The organism is Leifsonia sp. PS1209, assembly GCF_012317045.1.
Classification (GTDB): Bacteria; Actinomycetota; Actinomycetes; order Actinomycetales; family Microbacteriaceae; genus Leifsonia.
The window spans coordinates 3,438,016-3,462,165 of the sequence record NZ_CP051154.1; the positions used below are offsets into that span (position 1 = coordinate 3,438,016).

The 24,150-nt window shown below is 69.1% G+C and carries 20 protein-coding genes; 16 read left to right on the forward strand and 4 right to left on the reverse strand.

Features of this window, described 5'->3' with window-relative positions; genetic code table 11:
• Nucleotides 1-4: 4 nt before the first annotated feature.
• The 3 genes from HF024_RS16425 to HF024_RS16435 all read right to left on the reverse strand — a co-directional run bounded on the left by HF024_RS16425 (nucleotide 5) and on the right by HF024_RS16435 (nucleotide 3,249).
• Entirely contained in the window at nucleotides 5-979 is a 975-nt protein-coding gene (locus tag HF024_RS16425) for a GNAT family N-acetyltransferase (RefSeq protein ID WP_168690295.1), read from the reverse strand.
• A 132-nt stretch (nucleotides 980-1,111) separates the two neighbouring features.
• Nucleotides 1,112-2,314: a DUF1343 domain-containing protein gene (locus tag HF024_RS16430; RefSeq protein ID WP_168690296.1), complete on the reverse strand. Its 1,203-nt coding sequence runs from the start codon at nucleotides 2,312-2,314 to the stop codon at nucleotides 1,112-1,114.
• A 65-nt stretch (nucleotides 2,315-2,379) separates the two neighbouring features.
• The gene (locus tag HF024_RS16435) at nucleotides 2,380-3,249 is read right to left on the reverse strand and encodes a MurR/RpiR family transcriptional regulator (RefSeq protein ID WP_085369109.1); all 870 of its coding nucleotides are present in this window, start codon (nucleotides 3,247-3,249) and stop codon (nucleotides 2,380-2,382) included.
• Nucleotides 3,250-3,407: 158 nt separating this feature from the next.
• On the opposite strand from HF024_RS16435, the gene HF024_RS16440 reads away from it, so the two are divergent.
• The 10 genes from HF024_RS16440 to mgrA all read left to right on the forward strand — a co-directional run bounded on the left by HF024_RS16440 (nucleotide 3,408) and on the right by mgrA (nucleotide 11,699).
• A complete protein-coding gene (locus HF024_RS16440; protein WP_168690297.1) occupies nucleotides 3,408-4,328 on the forward strand; it encodes a BadF/BadG/BcrA/BcrD ATPase family protein in 921 nt (306 codons plus the stop codon).
• Nucleotides 4,321-5,262: an N-acetylmuramic acid 6-phosphate etherase gene (murQ, locus tag HF024_RS16445; protein ID WP_247597158.1), complete on the forward strand. Its 942-nt coding sequence runs from the start codon at nucleotides 4,321-4,323 to the stop codon at nucleotides 5,260-5,262. Before HF024_RS16440 ends, murQ begins: the two co-directional genes overlap by 8 nt.
• Nucleotides 5,263-5,365: 103 nt before the next feature.
• The gene (locus tag HF024_RS16450; RefSeq protein ID WP_168690299.1) at nucleotides 5,366-6,016 is read left to right on the forward strand and encodes an N-acetyltransferase; all 651 of its coding nucleotides are present in this window, start codon (nucleotides 5,366-5,368) and stop codon (nucleotides 6,014-6,016) included.
• Nucleotides 6,013-7,311: a histidine kinase gene (locus HF024_RS16455; protein ID WP_168690300.1), complete on the forward strand. Its 1,299-nt coding sequence runs from the start codon at nucleotides 6,013-6,015 to the stop codon at nucleotides 7,309-7,311. The genes HF024_RS16450 and HF024_RS16455 overlap by 4 nt, the downstream gene beginning before the upstream one ends.
• Entirely contained in the window at nucleotides 7,308-7,982 is a 675-nt protein-coding gene (locus HF024_RS16460) for a response regulator transcription factor (protein ID WP_168690301.1), read from the forward strand. The genes HF024_RS16455 and HF024_RS16460 overlap by 4 nt, the downstream gene beginning before the upstream one ends.
• 115 nt (nucleotides 7,983-8,097) lie before the next feature.
• Nucleotides 8,098-8,982: an ATP-binding cassette domain-containing protein gene (locus tag HF024_RS16465; protein ID WP_168690950.1), complete on the forward strand. Its 885-nt coding sequence runs from the start codon at nucleotides 8,098-8,100 to the stop codon at nucleotides 8,980-8,982.
• The gene (locus tag HF024_RS16470; protein WP_168690302.1) at nucleotides 8,979-10,103 is read left to right on the forward strand and encodes an ABC transporter permease; all 1,125 of its coding nucleotides are present in this window, start codon (nucleotides 8,979-8,981) and stop codon (nucleotides 10,101-10,103) included. The genes HF024_RS16465 and HF024_RS16470 overlap by 4 nt, the downstream gene beginning before the upstream one ends.
• A gap of 24 nt (nucleotides 10,104-10,127) precedes the next feature.
• Nucleotides 10,128-10,388, forward strand: a complete 261-nt coding sequence (locus HF024_RS16475; RefSeq protein WP_085369074.1) for a lipopolysaccharide assembly protein LapA domain-containing protein — start codon at nucleotides 10,128-10,130, stop codon at nucleotides 10,386-10,388.
• A 39-nt stretch (nucleotides 10,389-10,427) separates the two neighbouring features.
• Nucleotides 10,428-10,586: a hypothetical protein gene (locus HF024_RS16480; protein WP_168690303.1), complete on the forward strand. Its 159-nt coding sequence runs from the start codon at nucleotides 10,428-10,430 to the stop codon at nucleotides 10,584-10,586.
• A gap of 75 nt (nucleotides 10,587-10,661) precedes the next feature.
• Nucleotides 10,662-11,699, forward strand: a complete 1,038-nt coding sequence (mgrA, locus tag HF024_RS16485) for an L-glyceraldehyde 3-phosphate reductase (RefSeq protein ID WP_168690304.1) — start codon at nucleotides 10,662-10,664, stop codon at nucleotides 11,697-11,699.
• 87 nt (nucleotides 11,700-11,786) lie between these two features.
• Here the strand turns inward: mgrA and HF024_RS16490 are convergent, their stop codons facing one another.
• Nucleotides 11,787-12,494 carry an SOS response-associated peptidase gene (locus HF024_RS16490; RefSeq protein ID WP_168690305.1) on the reverse strand — a complete coding sequence of 236 codons (708 nt, stop codon included), beginning with the start codon at nucleotides 12,492-12,494 and terminating at the stop codon, nucleotides 11,787-11,789.
• A gap of 113 nt (nucleotides 12,495-12,607) precedes the next feature.
• On the opposite strand from HF024_RS16490, the gene HF024_RS16495 reads away from it, so the two are divergent.
• From HF024_RS16495 to HF024_RS16520, 6 genes are all read left to right on the forward strand, one after another.
• Nucleotides 12,608-13,117 (forward strand): DUF2087 domain-containing protein, encoded by a 510-nt coding sequence (locus HF024_RS16495; RefSeq protein WP_247597159.1) that lies wholly within the window; start codon nucleotides 12,608-12,610, stop codon nucleotides 13,115-13,117.
• Between the two features lie 426 nt (nucleotides 13,118-13,543).
• On the forward strand, nucleotides 13,544-15,064 hold the full coding sequence (locus HF024_RS16500; RefSeq protein ID WP_168690307.1) for a sugar transferase: 1,521 nt from the start codon (nucleotides 13,544-13,546) through the stop codon (nucleotides 15,062-15,064).
• Nucleotides 15,065-15,125: 61 nt separating this feature from the next.
• Nucleotides 15,126-19,844 carry a PKD domain-containing protein gene (locus HF024_RS16505; RefSeq protein WP_168690308.1) on the forward strand — a complete coding sequence of 1,573 codons (4,719 nt, stop codon included), beginning with the start codon at nucleotides 15,126-15,128 and terminating at the stop codon, nucleotides 19,842-19,844.
• Between the two features lie 8 nt (nucleotides 19,845-19,852).
• Complete coding sequence (locus HF024_RS16510; RefSeq protein WP_168690309.1) at nucleotides 19,853-21,004, forward strand: glycosyltransferase family 4 protein; 1,152 nt, start codon at nucleotides 19,853-19,855, stop codon at nucleotides 21,002-21,004.
• Nucleotides 21,005-21,087: 83 nt separating this feature from the next.
• Nucleotides 21,088-22,422, forward strand: coding sequence for an O-antigen ligase family protein (locus tag HF024_RS16515; protein ID WP_085369081.1), 1,335 nt, complete (start codon nucleotides 21,088-21,090; stop codon nucleotides 22,420-22,422).
• A gap of 121 nt (nucleotides 22,423-22,543) precedes the next feature.
• On the forward strand, nucleotides 22,544-24,001 hold the full coding sequence (locus HF024_RS16520; RefSeq protein ID WP_168690310.1) for a polysaccharide biosynthesis tyrosine autokinase: 1,458 nt from the start codon (nucleotides 22,544-22,546) through the stop codon (nucleotides 23,999-24,001).
• Nucleotides 24,002-24,150: the final 149 nt, after the last annotated feature.

The window sequence follows — 24,150 nt, forward strand, 5'->3', positions numbered from 1 at the left end:
CTGTTCAGGCAGCGAGCGGCGCGTGCAGGATCGCGAAGGTGCGAGTTACGGTGAAACCGGTCTTGGCGTACAGGTACCCTGCCGCCGAGGTCTCCTCTGTCCAGAGGAACCAGGCGCTGTGGGCGCCGAGTGCGCGCATCCGTTCGAGGGTCAGGTGCAGGAGGATCTCGCCGAGGCCTGTCCCGCGGCTCTCCGGCAGCACGCCGAACGGCCCGAAGCGTTCGAGCACGTTCTCGTACGTGCCGTGCATCGCCCAGCCGAGCATCACGCCCTCCGGGTTGCGCACGGAGATGATGCGTTCGAGCGGCTGGCCGCCGAGCACGCCCTCCCGGATGCCGCGCGACCAGTCGGGGTTGAACCGGGAGCCGGCGATGTCGATCAGGTCGACGAGGTCGTCCCCGGTCGGCGAGCCGAACGTCCAGCCGTCCGCGCTGAGGGACGCGACCTTCTCCCGGATGCGCTCCGGGAGTTCGTAGTCGTTGAGCGTCCTGTCCATTGCGACGGACTCGTACTGGGTGGTGAAGCCGAGCTTGGCGAGCAGCCTGGCGGCGTCCGGATAGCGGGCGGCGTCGAGGCCGGGGAGGAAGTAGTTCGGCGTGTACGAGGAGAAGTACGCGGTCTTCGCGCCCTTGCTCGCCAGCCACTCCATGACGCCGCCGACCAGTGCGGCTCCGAGTCCCTGGTTGCGGTGGCCCGGGGTGACGAAGAAGAACGGCACCCAGCCGGAGTCCGGCTCGAGGTCGGCTCCGTCGGCGGCGATCCGGCGGTGCACCCCGTATGCGGCTCCGACGATCTCGCCGTCCGCCTCGGCCACCAGGAGGCCGGATGCGTCGAAGTTGCGGTCGAGCAGGAACATGTCGCGGAACCGGTCGTATGTGATTCCGTCGGCCGACGCAGCGGCCGTCCAGGCCTGGGCGATCTGGGGGCCGTCGCCGCTCTGGAAGGGTCGGATCGTCGCGGTGGACGTGGACTGCTGCATCGAATCTCCTCGTGCCTTTTCACTTCGGTGTGCCGGCGCATCCTGGCCTTGGACCGAAATTACCTTCATTGATGGAACCATGTCAAGTATTTTCAACCACCGCCATAGATGCGGTAATCATTTACGCGCTCGTTACACGGACGAAACGCGCGAATAGAGCAGGACATCGTCGCCGTAGACGTCCTGGACGGGCACGACGCCCGGATTCAGGGCTGCCGCCGGCTCACCGGCGTGGACGGCATCACGCAGCGCGGACGAGCCCCAGAGGCGGTCGACCGCGTACCCGTGCTCGCCGGACTCCACCCGCTGGCCGGGCTCCAGGAACCGGAAATCGTCCGGGTAGAGCTCCGCAACGGCGTCCAGGATCGCGAGGCCGGTCGACACGGGATCGAAGGCGCTGCGATCGACGATGTGCAGCTGAACCCCCCGCACGGTCTCCCCCGCATACTTGTGGAACGTCGGCGAATACCAGAGCTCGCGGAACAGCACTCCCGGGATGCGAGCATCCCGCAACCGCGCGGCGAGCCGGCCATCGATGTACGGCGCCCCGAGCATTTCGAAGGGCCGCGTCGTGCCCCTGCCCTCGCTGACGTTCGTCCCCTCGAAGATGCCGGTCCCCGTGAAGGCGTACGCGGTATCCAGCGTCGGCATGTTCGGAGATGGCGGCACCCAGGGCAGCCCCGTGGCGTCGAAGTCCGCCGATGCGTCCCAGCCCTCCATCCGGATGACGTCGAGGTCGGCGGAGAGACCGTCGGCGGGCAGATCCCTGGTGTTGAACAGCCGCGCCAGCTCGCCGGCGGTGAGCCCGTGGCGCTGGTGCACGTCGCTTCGCCCGACGAAACTGCCGAACCCGGAGACGTCGATCCCCGGTCCGGAGAGCACGCCTCCACCGAGCGGGTTCGGGCGGTCGAGGACCACGAACCGCACGCCGGTGCGCGCTGCACTCCGCAGGCAGTCGTAGAGCGACCAGATGTACGTGTAGTAGCGCACTCCGAGGTCCTGCATGTCGAACACGACGGTGTCGACGCCGGAGTCCTCGATCAGGCGATCGAGTTCCTCGCCCGACTTCAGATACGTCTCGATGATCGGCAGGTCGGTGCGGGCGTCGTGTGTGCTCGTCTCGGTCTCGCCGGCCTGCACAGAACCGTTGAGCCCGTGCTCCGGCCCGAACAGCGCCGTGACCGGAGCACCGGCCTCCACCAGGGCGTCGACCGTGCGGCCGAGGTCGGGTGTCGTGCCGGTGAAGTTGGTGAGCAGGCCGATCCGCCTGCCGCCGAGCAGTCCGGGATCCTCCGCGGCGATCTCGACGCCGGTGCGGGCGCGCTGGGTTGTCATGGTTATCCTTCCGTGGGCGCGCGGCATCGCACCGACGCACGGGGGACGCCGGATGGAGGCAGCGCTCAGTTTTCTTCTCGGAGTTCTCTGACGATTTCGTATGTGCTCTTCAGCGCCTGCACGGTGCGGTCGTACCGGCCGCGGGCGACGCCGACGAAGATGTAGTCGACGAGCGTGAGCTGCGCGATCCTGCTCGCCATGGCGCCGGAGCGGAACGTGGTCTCGCGCACCGCGGTGCGCAGCACGTCGTCCGCGTGCTCGGAGAGCGGCGAATCGGGGACGTTGGTGATGGCGACGGTGTACGCCCCACCGTTGTGGGCGCCACGCAGGAAGGCGTTGGTCTCCTTGGTCTTGCCGTTGTGCGAGAAGCCGATCGCCACATCCCCCGCTCCGATCAGCGCGGCGGACACGAGTGCGTCGTGCGCGTCGGTGAAAGCAAGCGCGATGTGCCCGATGCGCAGCAGTTTCTGCGCGAGGTCCTGTGCGCCCGCGTTGCTCGCCCCGACGCCGAAGACGACCACGCGCTTGGCGCGCTCGACCTTGCGGACCACTCGCTCGAGCACCGCGATGTCGATGCTGTCCGCCGTCTCCCTGATGCCGAGGATCTCGCTGCTGGCGATCTTCGACACCATCTCGGCGAGCGTGTCGGACGGGCTGATGTCCGCGCCGTATGTGCCGGAGCCTGTGCTGCCGAACTCCGCGGACTCCTTGCCCAGTTCCGCCGCGAGCTGCAGTTTGAGCTGCGGGTAGCCGGTGAGGCCGAGCGACTGGCAGAAGCGCACGATCGACGCCTCGGACGTGTTGCACGCCCTGGCGAGTTCGGTGATCGTGTTCTCCACGACGATCTGCGGCCGCTCGAGGATCGCGTCGGCGACGCGGCGCATGGTGGGCGGGAACGATTCGACGTGCGCCTGGATGTTGGTCTGGATGCTCACAGGGACGACACTAATGACACCGTTCGCCATGTCGGCTCCCTCCGCTCGTTTTCACGCTTGGCGAGTCACGCTATCGACGCGCCGGGCCGTTTGTCAATCATTTACTTTGGATCGCTGATCCATGTAAATTGTCTCTATCACCGATGGATAAGGACGACGTGAGCACAGAAGCCGTACGCAGCCACATTGCGGTCGATCTCGGCAAGACCAATTGCCGGGTGCGGCTCGACGCCGGGCGCGCATCCACCGAGGTCCGCGGCCACGGGTTCCCCGGACTCGCTGCCGAAGGGGGCGCCGAGCTGGCCATCGCGGCCATCGCCCCCCTCGTCGCGTCGCTGGGCGCGGAGCAGCTGGCTCGCGTCACCGGACTCGCCATCGGTGCAGCGGGCGCCGACTCCGACAGGGATGCCGCTCGCCGGGCCGCCGAGCGCGCTCGCGAACTGTGGGGCTTCGGCGTCGCCATCGCCTCCGACGTGCTCACCGCGCACATCGGCGCGTTCGACGGAGCAGCGGGGACGGTCCTCATCGCCGGGACGGGCGCGGTGGCCTTCGAGGTCGGAGACGACGGCAGTGCGCGGCGCTCGGACGGCTGGGGCCCGTGGCTCGGCGACGAGGGCAGCGGTCGCTGGATCGGCCAGGCCGGCCTCGTCGCGGCGCTCAGGGCGGCGGACGGCCGCGGGCCGCGCACGGCGCTCGAAGAGGACGCAGCCTCCATCGCCGGGGACCTCGTCGGCCTTCCGCGCGCGATCATGGGCGGCGGCGATGTCGCACGAGCGCTCGCCTCCTTCGCCCCCGTCGTCCTTGCGAACGCGCGAGGTGGCGACCAGGTGGCGCAGGGCATCGTCGATGCCGCCATCGACCACCTCGCCGCAGCGGCGGCCTCCGTCGCCACCGCCGGTTCACCTGTCTCCGTGATCGGCGGGCTCACCGACGACCCCGAGTTCCTGCGGAGGCTGCTCGACGAGCTGGGCCGCCGCCACCTGTCCCCGCGCCGCCCCTCCGGATCGTCGCTGGACGGAGCGGCGATCCTCGCCGCCCGCCGTGACCTTCCCCACGAAAGGTATGCCATCCGTGTCTGACATCCTCAACAGAGCGCGAGGTCCCCACGACCTCCTCCTCGCCGAGCTCTCCACGCTCACGACAGAAGCGATCGTGGAAGACGGACGCGACCTCGACATGCTCAGCACAGCGGGGCTGGTCGAGCTGATGAACGAGCACGACGAGAGCGTCCCTCCCGCGGTCGCCGTGGTGCTGCCGACCATCGCAGCGGCCATCGACGACATCGCCGCCCGGATGCGCGACGGCGGTCGCCTCATCTACATCGGAGCCGGCACCCCAGGACGGCTCGGCATCGTGGACGCCAGCGAGTGCCCCCCGACGTTCAACGTCGACCCCTCACTGGTGGTCGGGATCATTGCGGGAGGGGACGGCGCGATCCGGACCGCGGTGGAGAACGCCGAGGACGACCCGCAGGGCGGGGCGGACGCTCTCAGCGGCATCGCACTCACGGAGATGGATGTCGTGGTCGGGATCTCCGCATCCGGTCGCACCCCGTATGTGGTCGGCGCGCTGGAGTACGCGGCGGAGATCGGCGCGCTCACCGTCGCGATCGCCTGCAACAGCAACTCCACCATCGGACGCGTCGCCGACCACGCCATCGAGGTCGTCGTCGGCCCCGAGCTGATCGCGGGCTCCACGAGGCTCAAGGCGGGCACGGCGCAGAAGCTCGTGCTCAACATGATCTCCACCATCGCGATGATCAGGCTCGGCAAGACGTACGGCAACATCATGGTCGACCTCCGTGCCACCAACGAGAAGCTGCGTGCGCGCGCCGAGCGCACTGTCATGCTCGTCACCGATTGCACCCCGGCGGAGGCGGCGGAGACGCTGGCCCAGAGCGACGGCTCGGTGAAGATCGCCATTCTCATGCTGCTGCGCGGCCTCAGTGCTGACGCCGCGCGCGCGTCGATGGCGACAGCGCCGAGTCTCAGGGCCGCCCTCGGCGCCGCCTGACCATGGCCATCCTCCTTCGGACGTTCTGGGCGGTGATCGATGCCCACCGGCCAGGCGCGAGTCTCGGGAACGTGATCGCCGACCTCCCTTCCGGTGACCGTGCGTGATCCGGCCGTATGCCCCGGGCGATGGGGCGTCCCTGTCCAGAGTCTGCCTCCTGACGGGTGACTCCGGCGGTGACGCCACGGGGAAGTACGCCGACGACGGACTGCTCGCCGACATCTTCCTCCTGCCGTACCTCGAGCTCGAACCGGAGCACGCGCACGTCCTCGACATCGGCGGCCGGGCGGTGGGGTACATCGTCGCGACCCCGGACAGCGTGGTCTTCGCCGAGCGGTACCGCCGCGAGTGGCTCCCACGGTTCGCGGCCGCTCATCCACTGGTCGACCCGCCGACCACGCCGACCGAGAGCCTCGCGCTGGTCGGCCACTCCACCTCGCACCTGATCGGCCCGGACCACGAGCTGTTCCCCGCCCACCTGCACATCGACCTCCTGCCGGTGGCACAGGGACAGGGCTGGGGGCGCAGGCTGATGGCCACGCTTCTGCGCCAGCTGGCGGATGCGGGCGTCCCCGGTGTGCAGCTCGGGGTCGGCGAGCGCAACACCGGGGCGCAGGCCTTCTATCGGCGGCTCGGGTTCGCGCCGTTGCCTTCGACCCCCGACGACGGGCTGCGGCTGGGCATCCGGACCGGCGCCGCCTCCCCCGCACGACGGATCCGCCGCCGCGCATCCATCGCTAGCGTTGGAGGATGACCAGCGCATCACCACGACTGCTGGCCGCGCCGGCGAGCGAGTGGCACCGTCCAGCCCCGGATGCCCGTGGCCGGCGAGCGGACGTCGTGCTCGCCGTCGTCCTGACCGCCGCGATGATCGGCTCGGTGTTCCTCTACCAGCGCACCGGGATGTACGGCAGTTCGGAAGCGTGGGTGAGCATCGTCTGGGCCGTCGCGAGCGGGGCGCCGCTGGCCGTGCGGCGGCGCTGGCCGGAGGCGGTCGCGATCTGCTCCGCCGTCGCGTTCTGGTGGGGAGGCGAGTTCCGGGTCGGCGAGTACCTGTTCTCGAACATCGCCCTGTTCATCGCCGTCTACACGCTCGGCGCGTGGGGTCGCAGGCGCACCCTGGCGACGGTGCTGCGACTCGCGATCATCGCCGCGATGTTCGTCTGGCTGTTCTGGAACCTGATCGTCACCGCCGGGATCAGCTCGGTGGTCCCGGAGCTGTCGCGCGAGGGGACACTCTCCCCGTACGTCGCGTTCGGTCTCATCCAGATCATCATCAACCTGCTCTATTTCGGCGGCGCGTACTACTTCGGCGACGCCGCATTCCGGTCGGCGCGTGCGAGGCACGAGCTGGAGACGCTGACACTCGAACTGGCGGAGGAGCGCGAGCGCACCCAGCAGCAGGCCATCGCGCTCGAACGGGTGCGGATCGCCCGCGAGCTGCACGACGTCGTCGCGCATCACGTATCGGTGATGGGGGTGCAGGCGGGAGCAGCGCGGCTCGTGCTCGACCGCGACCCCGCCGCCGCCCGCTCCTCGCTGCTGAACGTCGAGTCGAGTGCGCGCACCGCCGTCGACGAGCTGCGGCTGCTGCTCGGCGCCCTGCGCGATGACCAGGCGGCGCCCGCAGGCGACGCGGCGACGACGCACGGCGTGGACCAGCTGGGCGAACTGGTCGACGACGCCGTCTGCGCCGGCCTGCCCACCCGGCTGCACGTCATCGGCAGCCGCAGGGCGGTGCCGGCGACCATCGGGCTCTGTGTGTACCGCGTCGCGCAGGAGGCGCTCACCAACACCCGGAAGCACGGCGGGGCGGGGGCGACCGCCGAGCTGCGGCTCCGATACACCGACGACAGCCTCGAAGTGGAGGCGTCGGACACCGGGCTCGGCGCAGGACGCTCCGCCACCGCATCCGGGGCCGGGATGGGGCACCTCGGGATGCGCGAACGGGTCGCGTCCGTCGGAGGGAGCATCGAGATCGGTCCGCGCAGCCGCGGCGGATACCTCGTCCGCGCGCGCTTCCCGCTCGCTGCGGAGGTGACGAGGTGAGCATCCGGGTACTGCTCGCCGACGACCAGGAACTCGTCCGCGCCGGATTCCGGATCATCCTGCAGTCGGACGACGCGATCGAGGTGGTCGGAGAGGCGGGCGACGGCCAGACCGCCGTGCGGCTCTGCGAGGAACTGCAGCCGGACGTGATCTGCATGGACGTGCAGATGCCCGGCATGGACGGGCTCGAGGCGACCAGGCAGATCGTCGCCAGGCCCGACCTCGCCGCCAGCGTGCTCGTGCTCACCACGTTCAACCGCGACGACTACCTCTTCACCGCACTGCAGGCGGGCGCGAGCGGGTTCCTGCTGAAGAACTCGTCGCCGGAGGAGCTGGTCAACGCGGTGCACGTCCTCGCCAGAGGGGATGCGCTGCTGTCTCCGGATGTGACCCGCCAGGTGATCAGCCGGTTCAGCGATGGGCAGGCGGGAGCGCTGGCGGGTGGTGCGACAACCGCCACCGGCACCGCGGTCGACGACCTCACCGACCGCGAGCGCGAAGTACTCGGCCTCCTCGCCGGCGGCCTGTCCAACGCGGAGATCGCCGCGCGGCTCTACCTCGGCGAGGCCACCGTGAAGACGCACGTCTCGAAAGTGCTGCTCAAGCTGGGGCTGCGCGACCGCATCCAGGCGGTCATCTTCGCCTACGAGAACGGGCTCGCCGGGCGCTGACCCGCGCCGGGCGCTGACCCGCCTGCCCTCCGCCGAGCGGCGGACGACGGCAGGTGGATGCGGTGCTCGCCCGCGAATCCGTAGCGTGGAATCGACCACGGAAGGGACGGCGACAATGCTGCAGATCCAGAACGTCGAGAAGCGCTACGGGGACCGCCTCGTGCTGCGCGACGTGAACTTCACGGTGCCGCGAGCGCGCATGACCGGCTTCGTCGGAGGCAACGGCGCGGGCAAGACCACGACCATGCGCATCATCCTCGGCGTGCTCGCCTCGGACGGCGGCACGGTGCTGCTCGACGGCCAGCCGCTCACCGCGGACGACCGCCGCCGCTTCGGCTACATGCCGGAGGAGCGCGGCCTCTACCCGAAGATGAAGGTCGCAGAGCAGCTCGTCTACCTGGCGCGGCTGCACGGCCTCAGCGCCGCTGCCGCCTCCCGCAACACCGACGCGCTGCTCGACAGGCTCGGCCTCGGCGAGCGCTCCGGCGACCTGGTGGAGAGCCTCAGCCTCGGCAACCAGCAGCGGGCGCAGATCGCCGCCGCCCTCGTGCACGACCCCGAGGTGCTGGTGCTGGACGAGCCGTTCTCCGGCCTCGACCCCCTGGCGGTGGATGTGGTGGTCGGCGTGCTCCGCGACTACGCGGCCTCCGGTGCTCCCGTGCTGTTCAGCTCGCACCAGCTCGACATCGTCGAGCGGCTCTGCGACGAGCTCGTGATCATCGCGGACGGCGAGGTCAAGGTCTCCGGCGGAACGGATGAGCTGCGGCGCGAGCACGGCGGCGGACGCTACGAGCTGCTCGTCTCCGGGGACGCGGGCTGGCTCCGCGGCCTCGACGGCGTCACCGTGCTCGACTTCGACGGCGGATACGCGCTGTTCGAGTCCGACGACGCGACGGCGCAGGCCGTGCTCAAGCGGGCGACGGCCGACGGCGGCGTGGTCAGCTTCGGACCCCAGAACCCCTCCCTTGCACAGATCTTCCGAGAGGCCATCGGCAAATGAGCGCATCAGCATCCACCGGCACCCCGTCCACGCGCACCACCCCGCCCGCCCCGGGCTTCGCATCCGGGGTCGGTCTCGTCGCCCGCAGGGAGATCGTCACCCGGCTGCGCAGCAAGTCGTTCGTCGTCTCGGCGGCCGTGCTCGTGCTGCTCGTGCTCGCCTCCGTGCTGCTCGGCGGCATCTTCGGCGGGGGCGACAGCTCCACGAAGGTCGCCGTCGTCGGGTCGGCCGAGCAGGTCGTCGGCGGGGCGGACGGCCTCGATGCTGTGCAGGTCGAGTCGCGCGCGGCCGGGGAGGAGCTGCTGCGGTCCGGCGACGTGTCCGCCGTGGTGGTTCCCGCCTCCGGGACGCCGCCGGTGACCGTGATCGGCCTCGACAGCGCGCCGCAGGGCGTGCTCTCCGCCCTGAGCATCCAGCCGGAGGTGGAACTGCTCGACCCGTCCGCGCAGCCTGCTGCCCTGGTCTACATCATCGCCCTCGGTTTCGGGATCGTCTTCATGATGTCCGCCGTGACCTTCGGCACGATGATCGCCCAGAGCGTCGTCGAGGAGAAGCAGACGCGCATCGTGGAGATCCTGCTGTCGACGGTGAGCGCCCGCGTGCTGCTCGCCGGCAAGGTCGTCGGGAACAGCGTCCTCGCACTCGGCCAGATCGCCGCCATCGCCATCGCAGCGATCCTCGGGATGATGGTCACCGGCCAGCAGGTGCTGCTCGGCACCGTCGGGCCGGCTGTCGCCTGGTTCGTGGTGTTCTTCGTGATCGGCTTCGTGCTGCTGGCCGCCCTGTATGCAGCGGCCGCCTCGCTCGTCTCCCGCTCGGAGGACATCGGGTCGGTGACGTCGCCGGTGATGATCCTCATCATGGTGCCGTACTTCCTGGTGATCTTCTTCAACGACAACCCCACCGTGATGGCGATCATGAGTTACGTGCCGTTCGCCGCCCCTGTCGGGATGCCGGTGCGCATCTTCCTCGGAACGGCGGAGTGGTGGGAGCCGATCCTGTCGCTCGTGCTGCTCGTCGCATCCACTGCCGTGGTGATCGCGCTCGGCGCCCGGGTGTACTCCAACTCGCTGCTGCGGACCGGCGCTCGCGTGAAAGTCTCGGAAGCGCTGCGCGGCTGACCGGCCTGCGAGCATACTGAGCGCATGAGTGCTGAGGATGCTGGCGGCCGGGACAACGCCGTCGTTCGGTTTCTGAAACGGAAGTGGCTGGCCATCGTCCTGGTGGTGCTGCTGCTGATCGTGGCCATTCAGAACGGGGTGGGGAACGACCAGGCCACCATCTACCTGCTGTGGGCGCAGTTGCGGATGCCGACGTGGGTGCTCGTGGTGGCGGTGTTCGTGGTCGGCGGCGTGGTCGGATGGGTGCTCGCGCGCAACAGGGCGGCTCGCAAAGCCAGACGCTGACCTTGACGCGGCGCAGGTGCGCGGAGTTAGGTTGCCTGCATGGTCACTCTCATCATCGTGCTTCTGGTCGTCTGGGCTGTGCTCGCGATCCTGGGCTTCGCGATCAAGGGTCTGCTGTGGCTGGCGATCATCGGGCTCATCCTGTTCGTCATCACGGCGATCATCGGCTGGCTGAGGCGCAGCGGCAGCAAAGGCTGATTCAGCGACCGCATCCCTGAATCGGATCACCGCGGCCTGTTGGACAGGACGGCCCGCACACGGAAAAGTGGATGCATGGCCTACCACCCCCTCCCCGAGCGCTACGACCGGATGCAGTACCGCCGCACCGGGCGCAGCGGGCTCGACCTTCCAGCGCTGTCCCTCGGTCTCTGGCACAACTTCGGCGACGACCGGCCGTTCGCGACGCAGCGGGACATCGTGCTGCGGGCGTTCGACCTCGGCATCACGCACTTCGACCTCGCCAACAACTACGGCCCGCCGTACGGCGCGGCAGAGGTGAACTTCGGGCGCATCCTGCGCGACGACCTGCGCCCGTACCGCGACGAGATCGTGGTGTCGTCGAAGGCCGGCTGGGATATGTGGCCCGGTCCGTACGGCCAGGGCGGCGGCGGACGCAAGTACATGCTCGCGAGCCTCGACCAGTCCCTGTCGCGGCTCGGCCTCGACTACGTCGACATCTTCTACTCGCACCGCCCTGACCCGTCGACTCCGCTGGAGGAGACGATGCAGGCACTGGACACCGCCGTCCGCTCCGGCAAGGCGCTGTACGTCGGCATCTCGTCCTACGGAGCAGAGGATGCACGCCGGGCCGCCGAGATCCTCCGCGAACTCGGAACGCCCCTGCTCATCCACCAGCCGTCGTACTCGATGCTGAATCGCTGGATCGAGAACGAGGGGCTGCTGGATGCGGCGGGCGATGCCGGCTTCGGCGTCATCGGGTTCACCGCCCTGGCGCAGGGGATGCTCACCGACAAGTACCTGAACGGCATCCCGGACGGCTCGCGCGCCGCCGCTGGCAGCTCGCTCGACGCGGACTGGCTCACCGACGACGCGGTGGCGCGCCTGCGATCGCTCAACGAGGTCGCGGCACGGCGCGGCCAGTCGCTCGCGCAACTGGCGCTCGCCTGGGCGCTGCGCGACGAACGCGTGACGTCGCTGGTCATCGGCGCGAGCAGCGTCGCCCAGCTGGAGCAGAACGTCGGAGCGCTGGACAACCTCGCGTTCACGGATGAGGAGCTGGCCGAGATCGACGAGCTGGCCGTGGATGCGGGCGTCGACCTGTGGGCGGGCGCGCGCCGCGGGGAGCTGTAGGGGGCGGGGCGGTCGCGGCAGGCGGGCTGACCGGGTCGGTGGGCCAGGTCGGTCGACCGGGTCAGCGGCTCGGCTGCGTAGGCCGGGTCAGTCGATCGGGCGGATGAGCTCCGGCCCGTCTCCGGTCACCGGCCCGACGCGGTCGAACGCGAGCGACTCTGCGACGCCGACGGCCGCGCGCACGGCCTCGTCGAGCAGGGCCTGGTCGCCGACGACGGTCGGGTCGACCCAGTGGTCCCACAGTTCGCGCGGCAGGGGCACCGGGTTGCGGTCGTGGATGTGCTCGAGCGTGTGCACGGCATCCGCCGTGAGGATCGTGGCGGTGAGGTGCCAGCGCTCAGGATCGCTGTGCTCCTTGGCCGGGTCTGCCCACCAGGCGTACAGCCCGGCGAAACCCATCAGCTCGCCGTCCGGCAGGTGGATGAAGTACGGCGTCTTCTTCTTGGTGACGGGATCGGTCTGCCACTCGTAGTATCCGATGGCCGGCACGATCGCGCGGCGGGAGGCGACGGACGCCTTGAACATAGGCTTCTCCGCCGCGGTCTCCGCGCGGGCGTTGAAGGTGGGAACCTTGGTCTTCAGCTCTTTCGACCAGGAGGGCACGAGCGACCACCTGGCCAGTTCGAGCCGTCGGACGCTCGGCTCGTCGTTCTTCTTGCTCTCCAGGAAGATCGGGATGGGATCGGTGGGCGCGATGTTCCAGCTGGGCCGCCAGTCCCGGAAGTCGCCGCCCTCGGCGACGAACTCCTGGATCATGTCGTCCGTCTCTTTGTCCATCGCGAACCGTCCGCACATACCCTGACCATACCTCCCGCCTCCGACACCCGGCGAGACACCACTATCTGTCGCAAAACGCCCGGGATGCGGCACAGTTACTGGTATCTCGATCGCTGGAGGGTGTGGATAACGTGGGCGACTGGCGGAGGATCGTGGCGGCGCTGGGGAACGCGGACGCCCGGGTGGTGTTCGCGGAGGTGGTGCTGGGCGGCGCAGGCGCGGCCGGCGCGGGGCTGTCGCCCGCGCGGCGGCGGCGCGCGCTGGAGGCGCTGACCGCATCCGGGGTCGTGGTGGAGCGGGACGGCGCGCTGGTGGTCGATGGCGCCGTGTTCGCTGACACCCTCCGGGATGCGCAGCGACGGGATGCACGGGGCAGGGCTCCGCGCGCCGGCGTCGAGCGGTTCCTCGACGCGGACGGACGCATCGACCGGTTCCCGGCGAACGCCGGGGAGCGTCGGGAGTTGCTGGCGCTGGTCGCCTCCGCCGTGCTCGGGGATTCCGAGGTGGTGGACGAGCGCGAGCTGTCCGAGCGGCTGCTGCGGTTCGGGGACGACCCCGCTCTGCTGCGCCGGTATCTGGTGGATTTCGGGCTCGTCGAACGCACCCGTTCCGGGTCGGAATACGCGAAAACACGGGCCTGAGAGTCCCGTTCCGGCGCGCCTCAGAGCGCCCGCACGCAAAGATGAGTAATAATCACCCCCATAGAGGGCTCACGCGAACCTGAAAAAACGATGTAATCTCACTTTTGTGAATAGGTGAGAAACAGTCACTTTCCGTTCGCTGAACAAGCTCGTCGGTCTCACGAGTGGGACTCACCGGTTCACGCCACCCGAAAAAGCACCAACCCGACACACGCAGGGACGACCCGTGAACCCGCATCCGCCACGTCGAGCGACCCGTTCGCTCAACCCCCTCGAACAGAGGGCCGCTCGGCGCGCGCGGAGCAACGGGACGACCCTCATCAGCGGGGCCGGCGGCGGTGAAGCCGTTCGAGACCACGGCTTTCCCCCAGCCGTCGTCGGCTCTTCGGTCGGTGCATCCATCAGCAGCGCGGGGAGGGCGCTCCGATGACCGTACTCAAACCACGCCTGACCACCATCGGCCGTTCGGCCGCACCGACCCAGCGCCGCAGCTCTGAGCGCACCTGGGCGCGGCAGTACCGCGCTCGCTTGTTCATCACCGACACCGCGATCATCCTGGCGTCCACGCTCTGCGCGATGTTCCTGCGCTTCGGCCTCGACGACACCGGCACCCAGTTCGCCGGATACCGCACCGACTACTTCACGCTGTCCATGCTCATCGCGGCGACCTGGATGTTCGCCCTCGCCGTCAACCACTCGCGCGACCCGCGCGTGGTCGGCGTCGGCGTCGCGGAGTACAAGAGGGTCGTGAACGCCAGCGCGCTCACCTTCGGTCTGCTCGCCATCGTCTTCCTGGTCGCCAAGGTCGACATCGCCCGCGGCTACTTCGTGCTGGCGCTCCCGCTCGGGGTCGTCGGCGTGCTGACGTCGCGGTGGCTGTGGCGGCAGTGGCTGATCCGCCAGCGGATGTTCGACCACTACCTCTCCCGCGCACTCGTCGTCGGAGGGTTCTCCGACGTCGACTACGTCGTGCGGCAGATCCACAACAAGTCGGGCGCCGCCTACCACGTGGTCGGCGCATCCCTCGACACGGGCAAGCGCAAGGGCGCCAAGAAGGACGCGGCGATGAAGAAGCGCATCGCCGCCCCCGACCGCGAGGTGCCCGTGGTCTCCGACCTCGAAGGCGTCGCGGACGCGGCCGCCCGCCTGGGCGTCGACACCGTGATCGTCGCCGGCCAGTCGCTGACCGGCGGCGACTTCGTGCGCACCCTGGCCTGGAAGCTCGAGGGCACGGCCACCGAGCTGGTGCTCGCGTCGCGCCTCACCGACGTCGCCGGCCCGCGCATCCACTTCCGTCCCGTCGAGGGGCTGCCGCTCATCCACGTGGAGATCCCGCAGTTCGAAGGAGGCAAGCACGTGCTCAAGCGCGCGTTCGACTTCTTCGCCTCCGGCCTCGCACTCGCGCTGCTCTCCCCCGTCTTCCTCGCCGTCGCGCTGTTCGTGAAGCTCGACGACAACGGCCCCGTCGTGTTCTCGCAGGAGCGCGTCGGCCGCAACGGCGAGACGTTCCGGATGTTCAAGTTCCGTTCCATGTGCGTCGATGCAGAAGCGCGCCTCGCCGAACTGCAGGCGAAGAGCGACGGCAACGGCGTGCTGTTCAAGCTCAAGGACGACCCACGCGTCACCCGCGTCGGCCGCATCCTGCGCAAGTACTCGCTCGACGAGCTGCCCCAGCTCGTGAATGTCTTCCTCGGCGACATGAGCCTTGTCGGACCGCGGCCTCCGCTGCGCTCCGAGGTCGAGGGATATGAGAACCACGTCCACCGTCGCCTGTACATCAAGCCGGGACTCACCGGCATGTGGCAGGTCAACGGACGCTCCGACCTCTCCTGGGAGGAAAGCGTCCGACTCGATCTCTACTACGTGGAGAACTGGTCGCTCACCGGCGACCTGGTCATCATGTGGCGGACGGTCAAAGTGCTCACCCATCCCGTCGGCGCGTACTGACGCGTCAGGGCCTGCTCTCACAACAACCCCCAACCCGACCCGAACAGACACCGAGGTTGTCATGACCACAGAACTCCGCCCACGCGCTCGCTCGCTGGGCATCCTGACCGCGATCGTCACAGCGGTGGGCTTGGTCTTCGGAGGACTCGCGATCGCATCGCCGGCCTCCGCTGACAGTGCTCCACCAGACCCGACGAACCCCGCCACCCCTGCCACCGTCACCGACGACGTGCTCCCGACCCCGCAGATCAACGGCGTCGTGTGGGCTCAGGTCGTCGTCGGCAACACGGTGTACGTCGCGGGCAAGTTCACCTCCGCGCGGCCGTACGGCTCGCCGGCGGGCACGAACGAGACCCCCCGCAACAACCTGCTCGCCTACAACATCACCACAGGCAGCCTCCTCCCCTTCGCGCCGAACCTGAACGCGCAGGCCCTCGGAATCACAGCATCCCCCGACGGGTCGCGCATCTACGTGGTCGGCGACTTCACCTCCATCGACAGCAAGGGCTACTACCGTCTCGCGGCGTTCTCGACGGCGACGAACACCATCGTGACGGCCTTCCGCCCCATCATGGAGAGCCAGACCCGCGCTGTCGCGGCCTCGAACACCACGGTGTACACGGGCGGTGACGCCTCCAGCATCAACGGCGTCGCCCGCGCGTACGTCGGAGCGGTGAGCGCGACGGACGGCTCGACCCTCAACTGGCAGGCCAACGCAGACGCCCCCGTGGATGCGCTGGCGCTGACCAAGGACGGTTCCAAGCTGATCGTCGGCGGACGCTTCCAGAACCTCGGCGGCGTCGCCAACTACGGCCTCGGCGCCGTGGACGCGAGCACGGCGGCGATCCTGCCGTTCGCCGCCAACCAGACCGTGCGCAACGCGGGCACGCAGGCGAGCATCACGTCGCTGTACACGACCGCAGACCGCGTCTACGGCTCCGGCTACGTCTTCGGCGCCGGCGGCAACCTCGAGGGCAGCTTCTCCGCCGACCCGAACACCGGCGCGATCAACTGGGTCGAGGACTGCCACGGAGACACGTACTCGATCTTCGCCCAGAACGACGGCCCGCTGTACGTCGCGGGTCACCCGCACTACTGCGGCAACATCGGCGGCTTCCCGCAGACGAGCCCGACCTGGACGTTCTACAACTCGATCGCTTTCAGCAAGGCGGCGACCGGCACGATCACGGCCGACCCGTACGGCTACTTCAACTGGGCGGGCACACCGTCTCCGTCGCTGCTCGACTGGTTCCCCAAGTGGTCCGTCGGCACCTTCACCGGACAGAGCCAGGCCACCTGGAGCGTCGCGGGCAACGACAAGTACGTCGTCTACGGCGGCGAGTTCCCGACGGTCAACGGCATCGCGCAGCAGGGTCTGACCCGCTTCGCCGTGTCGAGCGCAGCGCCGAACAAGGTCGGCCCGCAGGGCATCCCGCTCACCCCGACGGCCGCGTCCTTCAACGCCGGTCAGGTGCGCGTCAGCTTCGCGGCGACGTACGACATGGACAACGGCTACCTCACGTACAAGGTGTACCGGGATGCGGGCACCACGCCGGTCTACCAGACCACCGTGCGCTCCAACTTCTACACCCGGCCGATGATCGGGTTCGTGGACAGCGGGCTCACGCCGGGATCGCATCCGATCTATCACGTGAAGGTGTTCGACCCGTTCGGCAACACCACATCGCGTGACACCAACGCGATCACGGTCGCGGCCACCAACAGCGGAGGCGCGTACTCCGACTCGGTGACGCAGGCGGGAGCATCCTCGTACTGGCCGCTGGACGAATCGAGCGGCACCACGGGCTTCGACCACATCGGGTTCAACGACGTGCAGGAGACCGCCGTCACCCAGGGTGCGGCCGGCCCGATCACGGGCACCACCGCCAGCACGTTCAACGGGTCGACCAGCCTGGCCGTCACGCAGACCGCCATCCAGGCGCCCGACACGTACACGGCATCCGCGTGGTTCCGCACCACGTCGACCAGCGGAGGCAAGATCCTCGGCTTCGGCAACGTGAACACCGGGCAGTCCGGCAGCTACGACCGTCACGTCTACATGGACAACAGCGGGAAGATCTGGTTCGGCGTCTACCCGGGAGGCGTCGCGACGCTGAACAGCTCCGGCTCGTACAACGACGGGCAGTGGCACCAGGTCGTCGCGTCGCTCGGCGCCAACGGCATGCGGCTGTACCTCGACGGCAAGCAGGTCGGCAGCCGCACGGACGTGACCAGCGGCCAGAACTACCAGGGCTACTGGCGCATCGGCGGCGACAACATCGGCGGATGGCCCAACCAGCCGGCGAGCAGCTACTTCGCCGGTGACATCGGTCAGGTGTCGATCTACCCGACGGTCCTCGACCGCAGCACCGTGGTGAACCAGTTCGTCGCATCCGGTCGTCCGTCCCCCCTCGCCCCCGCTCCCGCGGATGCATACGGAGCTGCCGTCTACAACGGCAACCCGGACATCTTCTGGCGCCTCGACGAGACCAGCGGCTCTGTGGCCAACAGCGCGGACGCGTACACCAACAACGGCACGTACTCCGGCACCGCGACCACCAAGAACCAGAGCGGCGTCCTGCCCGGCACGGCTGACAAGGCCGTGCGGTTCAACACGAACAACTCCGGATCGTCCGGCGGTATCGTGACGAGCAACCAGCAGTTCGCCAACCCCTCGGTGTACACCGAGGAGATCTGGTTCAAGACGACCACCACCAAGGGCGGAAAGCTGATCGGCTTCGGCGACCGGCAGACCGGCCTGTCGAGCAACTACGACCGCCACGTCTACATGCAGGACGACGGCCGCATCGTGTTCGGCGTCTGGACCGGTCAGGCCAACACCATCACATCGCCCAACCCGCTGAACAACAACCAGTGGCACCAGGCGGTGGCGTCGCAGGGACCGAACGGCATGGCCCTCTACGTCGACGGCCAGCTCGTCGGCACCAACCCGCAGACGCAGGCGCAGGCATACAGCGGATACTGGCGCATCGGCGGCGACAACACCTGGGGTTCCACCGGACCGTACTTCAGCGGCACGCTGGACGAGGCTGCGGTCTACCCGAGCGTGCTGAGCGCTCAGGATGTGGCGAACCACTACTCGCTCGGAACGTCCGGCACCCTGCCGAACCAGCTGCCGACCGCGTCGTTCACCTCCTCCGCGTCGTTCCTCGACGCGAGCTTCGACGGCACGGCGTCCACGGACCCGGACGGCACGATCGCCTCGTACGCCTGGGACTTCGGAGACGGTGACACCGCAACGGGCGCAACGGCCACCCACACCTTCCTCCAGAGCGGCAGCTACCCCGTGAAGCTGACCGTGACGGACAACCAGGGTGGGACGGGCACCGTGACGCAGGTCGTGGCCGTCCAGGCCGCACCGCCGAACCAGCCGCCGGTGGCAGCGTTCACCTCCTCGGCGACGTTCCTCGACGCGAGCTTCGACGCATCCGGTTCGTCAGACCCGGACGGCACCATCGCCTCGTACGCCTGGGACTTCGGTGACGGAGCGACGGCGACCGGAGCGACGGCGACGCACACCTTCTCCGACACGGGCACATACCCCGTGAAGCTGACGGTGACCGACGACAAGGGCGCGACCGCGAGCATCACCAAGGGTGTCGCCGTTCAGGCCGCACCGCCGAACCAGCCGCCCGTGGCAGCGTTCACCTCCTCGGTGACGAACCTCGGCGCATCGTTCGACGGCTCGACCTCGAACGACCCGGACGGCACCATCGCCTCGTACGCCTGGGACTTCGGAGACGGAGCGACGGGAACCGGAGCGACGGCCACCCACACGTACGCCACCGGCGACACGTTCACGGTGACGCTCACGGTGACGGACAACCAGGGTCTGTCGACCTCGGTCTCGCACCAGGTCACCACGACCGTCCCGCCGAACCAGCTCCCGACCGCGTCGTTCACCGCAACGGTGACGAACCTCGGGGTCTCGGTCAACGGTTCGGCCTCGGCTGACCCGGACGGCACGATCGCCTCGTACGCCTGGAACTTCGGAGACGGAGCCACGGGTACCGGAGCGACCGCGACGCACACCTACGCTGCAGCCGGCCCGTACACGATCACCCTGACCGTGACGGACAACCGGGGAGGCACGGCCACCACCACCCGCGCGGTGACCGCGACCAACCCGGCCCCCAACGCCCTCGCCCAGGATGCGTTCGAACGCTCCGTGACGAACGGCTGGGGAACGGCGGACAAGGGTGGGGCGTGGACGCTCTCCGGCGGCGCGACCAGCTTCAACGTCACGAACGGCGTCGGCCAGCAGGTGACGCCTGCCGGTATGACGAAGACGGCGACGCTGACGACGGTCACCCAGACGAGTGCCGATGTGACGGTCACGGTCTCCGCCGACAAGGCGGCGACCGGTGGCGGCATCTACTACTCGGCGATCGGCCGGATGATCGGCACGAACGACTACGAGGCCAGGGCATGGGTCAAGTCGACCGGTGCCGTGCAGCTCCAGCTGATGCAGGGTTCGACGACCCTGTCCGCGCTCAACGTCCCCAACCTGACGGTTGCTGCCGGTGACAAGCTGAAGATCCACCTGCAGGTGTTCGGCACGTCGCCGACCACGATCAGGGCCAAGGTGTGGTCCGCATCCACCACGGAGCCCGCTGCCTGGCAGCTGACCTCCACGGATGCGACGGCAGCCCTCCAGGCCGCCGGGTTCACCGGACTCCGCACCTACGTCTCCGGAACGGCGACCGACATCCCGGTCACCACCCGTTTCGATGACTTCGTGGTGGTGCCCGCACAGTGAACGACCGGATGAACCGCACGCGGCGCACGGTTCTCGTGGCGCACCCGAGCTCGGAGCTGTACGGCTCCGACCGGGTGCTCCTCGAGAGCGTCACCGCCCTCGTCGACGATGGCTGGGATGTGGTGGTGACGGTGCCGGACGATGGCCCGCTGCTGCCCGAAGTCGTCGCCCGCGGGGCGAGGGTCAGGAGGTGCGCGGCACCCGTGGTGCGCAAGAGCGCCCTCCGCCCCCTCGGCTTCGTGCGGTTCGTCGGCACGGCCGTCCGCGGCCTCGTCGACGGGATGCGGATGCTCCGCCAGGAGCGTCCGGCCCTCGTCTACGTGAACACGGTCACCGTGCCCCTCTGGATCGGACTCGGACGCCTCGCCCGCGTGCCCGTGCTCTGTCACGTGCACGAGGGCGAGAGCTCCGCCTCCCCTCTGCTCCGGCGCATCCTGGCGCTGCCGCTGCTGCTCGCGAACACCATCGTGGCCAACAGCAGATTCAGCGTCGGCGTGCTCGGCGGGTCGTTCCCGTCGCTGGAGCGCCGCGCGGAGGTCGTGTACAACGCCGTCCCCGGCCCGCCGGAGCGCACGCCCGTGCGGGCGAGCATCGACGGCGACCTGCGGGTGACGTACATCGGCAGGCTCTCTCCCCGCAAGGGCGTCGACGTCGCCATCGACGCGATCGCCGAGCTCGACCGCCGCGGCGTGCCGGCGACGCTCGACCTCGTCGGAGCGGTGTTCCCCGGCTACGAATGGTACGAGACGGCACTGCGCGAGCAGGTCGAGAAGAAGAAGCTCGGCGACAGGGTCAGCTTCCGCGGGTTCCAGCCGTCGGTGTGGGAGTACGTGCACGGCGGCGACGTCGTCCTCGTGCCGTCGCGCGCCGACGAGCCGTTCGGCAACACCGCCGTCGAGGCCATCCTGAGCGGCCGTCCGGTCATCGCGAGCGCCACGAGCGGTCTTCTCGAGGCGACGGCGGGATACGCGACGGCCACCACGGTCGTCCCCGGCAGCTCCGACTCGCTGGCAGACGCCCTGGTCGGGACCATCGCGGACTGGGAAGACACCAGGGCGAACGTCGGTTCGGACGCCGAGGCGGCCGAACGCCGGCACAGCCCGGGCGCCTACCGCCGCAGGATCGCCGCGATCGTGCGCGGCAACGCTCGCACGCGCTGACGACCGGCGCTCGCGAACTCGAACGGGCGCTGCGGCGCCCGCTGGCTTAACATGGGCGGAAGGGGGTGATGAGGATGTTTCACATGGCGGCGCTGACCGGTCCGGTCGTGGACAGGTCGCTCCTGCTGGCGCTCGCGCTGGTGGTCGCCTTCGTCGGCTTCCTCGTGCTCCGCCGCTCGCCCAGGCTCGCCGTCTGCGTCTGGATCTGCGTGCTCGCCTTCGTGCCGATCTGGCTGGGCGTCAACGTCGGCTTCAACGGCAACTACTACCTCCCTCCCGCGACGGCTGCCGGGCTCCTCGTGCTCGCCGCTCTGCTGCCCATCCCGCGCCTGCGGCTCAGCTGGGTGGACGGGCTGGTGGTGCTGGTGGTGGTCGCCGCGGTGTGCTCGCTCTACACGGGCAGCGCATCCATCGCCGTCAGCGCGCTGTTCAGCATCGTCACCTACTACGTCATCGCCTATCTGGTCGGCCGGTTCGCTCCGCTGAAGGTGGATGCGCGCTGGCTGCACGCCGCCATCGCCATCGTCTTCACCGTCGTCGCCCTCCTCGCCGTCATCGAGGGACTGACGCACTGGAACCCGTTCGTGGAGATCCACGCCGGCAACTCGCTCTACACGATCTGGGGCAGCATCCAGGAGCGCGGCGGCGTCCCGCGCGCCGAGGGGGCGTTCGGCCACTCCATCGCGCTCGGGTCCAGCCTGGCTCTGGCGGTTCCGCTCACGCTGGCCGCGCCGTTCCGGCTCTGGGTGCGCGCGGGCATGGTGCTGCTGATGCTGGTCGGGACCGTGTTCACCTTCAGCAGGATCGGGATGATCTGCGCGCTCCTCGGGCTCGTGCTGAGCATCCTGTTCATGCGCGACGCGATCACCAGGAAGGCGAGGATCGTGCTCGTCGCCGTGATGCTCGCCGTCTCCGCCGTGCTGTTCCCGCTGGTCGCCGCAGTGTTCGACGACGCCGGCTCCGAGGCGAGCGACAGCGCGAACTACCGGGGGGACCTGCTCTCGCTGATCGGCACGATGAACCCGATCGGCGTCGCGTCGTCCGCCGAGAAGAACTCAGCGGGCAACCTCTACTTCGGGGACTTCCGCTCGATCGACAGCCAGCTCATCCTGACCGGGCTCACCAACGGCGTGATCGTGCTGCTGGGCATCCTGGTCGCTCTCGCCGGCGGCATCATCCTGCTGGTCAGGCGCAAGGCAAGCCCGGCGACGATCGCGCTGGTCGCCCAGATCCCCGCCTTCGCGACGGTGGCCCTCATCACCCAGTACTCGATCTTCGTGTGGTTCGTCGCCGGACTCGCAGCGACGACGCAGCTGCTCCCCCTCAATTCCGCGGGAGTCATGCTGGACGGCCACTCGGAGGAGCACCCGCGTCACACTCGCACCGACGCGCGTCCTCCGGTGAGGAGCGCCGCCTAGAATGCCTTCAACGACGCCCGACCGCGTCCGCCGTCCGCCAGACACCCGAGCGATCCACCGCTCGCTGCCCGGCGAGCGAGCGGCGCCTGCCATCACATCCGACTCCCTGGGAGGCCCGTCCATGAACACGCACCAGTACCTCACCGCATTCCGGCGGTTCTGGTACGTGATCGTGGTCGCGACCATCGTCGGCGGCCTCGCCGGTTTCGGTCTGTCACAGATCGCGAAGCCGGTGTACACGGCCACCTCCGGTCTCTACTTCTCGCTGAACTTCGGCGGGTCGGCCAGCGACCTCAGCCAGGGTTCGACGTACACCCAGAACCAGATGCTGTCCTTCGCCCAGCTGGCGGAGTCGCCCGTCGTGCTCCAGCCGGTGGTCGACGATCTCGACCTGGATGTGACCGCCAAGGGCCTCGCGGACGCCATCGCCGTCAGCACCCCGCAGAACACGGTCATCCTGGAACTCGCGGTGACGGACCCCGACCCCGCGCAGGCCGCGAAGATCGCGAACGCCGTCGCCGCCAGCCTCAGCAAGACGGTCGAGCAGATCGCGCCGAAGAACGCTGAGGGGCAGACCACGGTGTCCGTCCGGGTGATCGAGAACGCGAGCGAGCCGAAAGACCCGTCATCGCCGAACACCCGCCTCAACGTGGTCACCGGGCTGCTGCTCGGCCTGATCGTCGGCGTGCTGATCCTCGTGCTCAGGGCCACGCTGGACACGCGCGTGCACAGCGCGGAGATCGCGGCCGCCGTCACGCAGGCTCCGCTGCTCGGCTCCATCCAGAAAGAGCGGGGCAAGCATCCGCGTCCCGTTCTCGCCGTCGAGCCGCTGTCCAACTCGGCGGAGAACTATCGGCAGCTGCGGTCGAACCTGGAGTTCGTCACGCTGGGCTCCCCCTCGCGGGGCATCGTGGTCACCTCGTCCATCCCCGCTGAGGGCAAGTCGATGATCGCCACGAACCTGGCGCTCGCCCTCGCGGAGACCGGGCAGCGCGCCCTGCTGATCGACGCGGACCTGCGCCGCCCGATGGTCGCCAACTACTCGGGGCTGGTCGGAGACGCCGGACTCACCTCCGTGCTCGCCGGCCGGGCGGAGTTCTCGGACGTCGTGCAGCGCTGGGGCGAGGGCAGCCTGGACGTGCTCACCTCCGGTCCGATCCCGCCGAACCCGAGCGAGCTCCTCTCGTCGCGGGCGATGACCGAACTGCTCGGCCGCCTGGTCGCCGACTACGACGTGGTCGTGATCGACACGGCCCCGCTCATCGCGGTGGCAGACGCCGCGATCCTCGCCCGCCAGGTGGGCGGAGCGATCGTGGTCGTCGACCGCACGCACGTCCGCCGCCAGCAGCTCACCCAGACGATGGACTCCCTGGAGAAGTCGGGCGTCACGGTGCTGGGCATCGTGCTCAACCGGGTCAGCGCGCAGAAGAACAGGGACGTGTACTACCCGGCGGCCAAGCAGCCACAGCGCCGCTTCGGCCTGCCGACCAGGGCATCGTCCACCGCCGCCGGCACAGCAGCAGCGCCGGACGACGCTGACTCCGCAGAGTCGTCGGAGTCGGTGCCCACCCACAAGTAGCAGGGCGGGGCGGCTCCGCTCGCGCGGAGATTCCGGCCGGCCGGCGCCCAAAGTCCGTTCGAGCGGACTTTCGGTCGGCGAGTCGCTGGCGCCCTCCGTACGTGCGGAAGCGCCGGCGAGGGCTGACGAGTCGTGTCCGCGTTTCCGAC

Bases quoted from the DNA above. Each gene is read 5' to 3' on its own strand.
- HF024_RS16425 (WP_168690295.1), bottom strand. From the start codon at position 979: ATGCAGCAGTCCACGTCCACCGCGACGATCCGACCCTTCCAGAGCGGC.
- HF024_RS16430 (WP_168690296.1), bottom strand. From the start codon at position 2,314: ATGACAACCCAGCGCGCCCGCACCGGCGTCGAGATCGCCGCGGAGGAT.
- HF024_RS16455 (WP_168690300.1), top strand. From the start codon at position 6,013: ATGACCAGCGCATCACCACGACTGCTGGCCGCGCCGGCGAGCGAGTGG.
- HF024_RS16465 (WP_168690950.1), top strand. From the start codon at position 8,098: ATGCTGCAGATCCAGAACGTCGAGAAGCGCTACGGGGACCGCCTCGTG.
- HF024_RS16470 (WP_168690302.1), top strand. From the start codon at position 8,979: ATGAGCGCATCAGCATCCACCGGCACCCCGTCCACGCGCACCACCCCG.
- HF024_RS16475 (WP_085369074.1), top strand. From the start codon at position 10,128: ATGAGTGCTGAGGATGCTGGCGGCCGGGACAACGCCGTCGTTCGGTTT.
- HF024_RS16480 (WP_168690303.1), top strand. From the start codon at position 10,428: ATGGTCACTCTCATCATCGTGCTTCTGGTCGTCTGGGCTGTGCTCGCG.
- mgrA (WP_168690304.1), top strand. From the start codon at position 10,662: ATGGCCTACCACCCCCTCCCCGAGCGCTACGACCGGATGCAGTACCGC.
- HF024_RS16490 (WP_168690305.1), bottom strand. From the start codon at position 12,494: ATGTGCGGACGGTTCGCGATGGACAAAGAGACGGACGACATGATCCAG.
- HF024_RS16500 (WP_168690307.1), top strand. From the start codon at position 13,544: ATGACCGTACTCAAACCACGCCTGACCACCATCGGCCGTTCGGCCGCA.
- HF024_RS16505 (WP_168690308.1), top strand. From the start codon at position 15,126: ATGACCACAGAACTCCGCCCACGCGCTCGCTCGCTGGGCATCCTGACC.
- HF024_RS16510 (WP_168690309.1), top strand. From the start codon at position 19,853: ATGAACCGCACGCGGCGCACGGTTCTCGTGGCGCACCCGAGCTCGGAG.
- HF024_RS16515 (WP_085369081.1), top strand. From the start codon at position 21,088: ATGGCGGCGCTGACCGGTCCGGTCGTGGACAGGTCGCTCCTGCTGGCG.
- HF024_RS16520 (WP_168690310.1), top strand. From the start codon at position 22,544: ATGAACACGCACCAGTACCTCACCGCATTCCGGCGGTTCTGGTACGTG.